Genomic DNA, 2,616 nt, shown 5'->3' with positions numbered 1-2,616 from the left:
ATGATTCAAATCCGGCTATCCTTGGAATGATAAATAAAGTTAAACACTTAGTTTCCGTTGAGGAAGTTAAATAATAAATCATCATAGTTATGAATTTAAGTAACTTACAACCGGCTGAAGGTTCAACACACAATCAAAACAAAAGAGTAGGTAGAGGAGAAGGTTCCGGTAAAGGTGGTACTGCTGCACGTGGACACAAAGGAGCTAAATCTCGCTCAGGTTACTCTAAAAAGATTGGTTTTGAAGGAGGTCAAATGCCTCTTCAAAGACGTGTGCCTAAGTTTGGTTTCAAGAACATTAACAGAGTAGAATATCAAGGAGTAAATCTTGATACTCTTCAAACTTTAGTAGACAACGGAATCGTTACAGATACTGTAGATTTTGCAGTATTGATCGAGAATCGTTTAGCTACAAAAACTGAAGTAGTTAAGATTTTAGGAAGAGGAGAATTAAAAGCAAAATTAAAAGTAACTGCTCACAAGTTTACTGCTACTGCAAAAGCGGCTATTGAAGCTGCCGGTGGTGAAGCTGTAACCTTATAATTGATATCACAATGAAGAAATTTTTTGAATCATTAAATAATGTTTGGAAAATAGAAGAACTAAAAAACAGAATCTTGTTTACACTTGGTTTGTTATTGGTTTATCGATTTGGTGCGCATGTAACTTTACCGGGCATTGATGCAACACAATTGGATAACTTAGCTGGTCAAACAGAAAACGGTATTGGTTCAATATTGGATATGTTTACCGGTGGAGCATTCTCTAAAGCATCAGTTTTTGCTTTGGGTATCATGCCATACATTTCAGCTTCAATTGTTGTTCAATTAATGGGTATCGCTATCCCATATTTGCAGAAATTGCAAAAAGACGGTGAAAGCGGTAGAAAGAAATTGAATCAAATCACCAGATGGTTAACTATAGCCATTACATTAGTACAAGGACCGGGTTATTTATACAACTTGCATTCAACCCTTCCGGGCAATGCGTTCCTTTTACCAATTGATTCATTCCAATTTCTTTTCTCATCAGTATTGATTTTAACTACCGGGACTATTTTCGCCATGTGGTTAGGAGAAAAAATTACTGATAAAGGTATTGGTAACGGTATCTCACTATTAATAATGGTGGGTATCTTAGCCAGATTGCCACAAGCACTATTCCAAGAGTTTACCTCTAAAGTGACCAACAATAATGGTGGTCCAATGTTATTGGTTTTTGAAGTGGTAGTATGGTTGTTAGTAATCATTGCTTGTGTCTTATTAGTAATGGCTGTTAGAAAAATTCCGGTACAATACGCTCGTCGTACAACCACCGGTGATTTCGAACAAGATATGATGGGTGGCAACAGACAATGGATTCCGTTAAAATTGAATTCTGCCGGAGTTATGCCAATCATTTTCGCTCAAGCTATTATGTTTATTCCGGCTGCTTTAGCAGGTCTTTCAAATTCTGAAACCTCTCAGTCTATAGCCGGTACATTCAGTAATATGTTCGGGTTTTGGTACAATTTTGTATTTGCTTTGTTGATTTTGATTTTCACTTTCTTCTACACGGCAATTACAGTTCCGACAAACAAAATGGCCGATGATTTAAAAAGAAGTGGTGGTTTTATTCCGGGTGTTAAACCAGGTGTTGAAACAGCAGATTTCTTAGATAAAATCATGTCTCTTATAACATTCCCTGGTTCATTATTTTTAGCATTGATCGCTGTGTTCCCAGCTATTGTTGTTAGTCTTGATGTGCAACAATCTTGGGCAATGTTCTATGGTGGTACTTCACTTATTATTATGGTGGGTGTTGCTATTGATACTATTCAACAAATAAATTCTTATTTATTGAATAAACACTATGACGGATTGATGAAAAGTGGTAAAAATAGAAAAGCAGTAGCTTAGTTTTTATGGCAAAACAATCAGCAATAGAACAAGACGGAACCATCATTGAAGCATTATCAAATGCGATGTTTCGTGTGGAATTAGAAAACGGACACATCGTGATTGCTCATATCTCCGGAAAAATGCGAATGCATTACATCAAATTGTTACCAGGTGACAAAGTGAAATTGGAAATGAGCCCTTACGATTTATCCAAAGCAAGAATTACTTATAGATACTAAAGCTAACTAATATGAAAGTAAGAGCATCAGTTAAAAAAAGAAGTGCCGAGTGCATTATCGTACGTCGCAAAGGAAGATTGTACGTGATTAATAAAAAGAATCCTAGATTTAAACAAAGACAAGGATAAATTATGGCAAGAATAGCAGGGGTAGACATCCCAAAAAACAAAAGAGGAGTTATCGCTTTAACCTATATCTTCGGAGTTGGTAAAAGCAGAGCTATTGAGATTTTAGATAAAGCTCAAGTTAGCCACGATAAAAAAGTTCAAGAGTGGAATGATGACGAAATCGGAGCAATCCGTGACGCTGTATCATACTACAAAATTGAAGGTGAGCTTCGTTCAGAAGTGTCATTGCACATCAAACGTTTAATGGATATCGGATGTTATAGAGGAATCCGTCACAGATCTGGTCTTCCTTTAAGAGGACAAAGAACTAAGAACAACTCTAGAACAAGAAAAGGTAAAAGAAAAACTGTTGCTAACAAGAAAAAAGCAA

General features: G+C 36.2%; 6 protein-coding genes. All 6 read left to right on the top strand.

What is annotated here, in order from left to right; translation table 11 throughout:
- Positions 1–74 (top strand): uL30 family ribosomal protein (locus tag ACIQ32_RS11750; RefSeq protein WP_396195871.1); only part of this gene is annotated, 74 nt, incomplete at its 5' end.
- Between the two features lie 15 nt (positions 75–89).
- The gene (gene rplO, locus ACIQ32_RS11745; protein WP_396195870.1) at positions 90–542 is read left to right on the top strand and encodes a 50S ribosomal protein L15; all 453 of its coding nucleotides are present in this window, start codon (positions 90–92) and stop codon (positions 540–542) included.
- An 11-nt stretch (positions 543–553) separates the two neighbouring features.
- Complete coding sequence (gene secY, locus ACIQ32_RS11740; protein ID WP_396195869.1) at positions 554–1,897, top strand: preprotein translocase subunit SecY; 1,344 nt, start codon at positions 554–556, stop codon at positions 1,895–1,897.
- Between the two features lie 5 nt (positions 1,898–1,902).
- The gene (gene infA / locus ACIQ32_RS11735; RefSeq protein WP_008254466.1) at positions 1,903–2,118 is read left to right on the top strand and encodes a translation initiation factor IF-1; all 216 of its coding nucleotides are present in this window, start codon (positions 1,903–1,905) and stop codon (positions 2,116–2,118) included.
- 11 nt (positions 2,119–2,129) lie between these two features.
- On the top strand, positions 2,130–2,246 hold the full coding sequence (gene ykgO / locus ACIQ32_RS11730; RefSeq protein WP_002987490.1) for a type B 50S ribosomal protein L36: 117 nt from the start codon (positions 2,130–2,132) through the stop codon (positions 2,244–2,246).
- 3 nt (positions 2,247–2,249) lie between these two features.
- A partial coding sequence (gene rpsM, locus ACIQ32_RS11725) for a 30S ribosomal protein S13 (protein ID WP_396195868.1) occupies positions 2,250–2,616 on the top strand: 367 nt, incomplete at its 3' end.

It is taken from the genome of Flavobacterium sp. (assembly GCF_044373165.1).
Classification (GTDB): Bacteria; Bacteroidota; Bacteroidia; order Flavobacteriales; family Flavobacteriaceae; genus Flavobacterium.
The sequence above is the reverse complement of the archived record's forward strand: the minus strand, read 5'-3'. Positions and strand labels throughout refer to the sequence as shown.

Bases quoted from the DNA above. Each gene is read 5' to 3' on its own strand.
- secY (WP_396195869.1), top strand. From the start codon at position 554: ATGAAGAAATTTTTTGAATCATTAAATAATGTTTGGAAAATAGAAGAA.
- rplO (WP_396195870.1), top strand. From the start codon at position 90: ATGAATTTAAGTAACTTACAACCGGCTGAAGGTTCAACACACAATCAA.
- ykgO (WP_002987490.1), top strand. From the start codon at position 2,130: ATGAAAGTAAGAGCATCAGTTAAAAAAAGAAGTGCCGAGTGCATTATC.
- infA (WP_008254466.1), top strand. From the start codon at position 1,903: ATGGCAAAACAATCAGCAATAGAACAAGACGGAACCATCATTGAAGCA.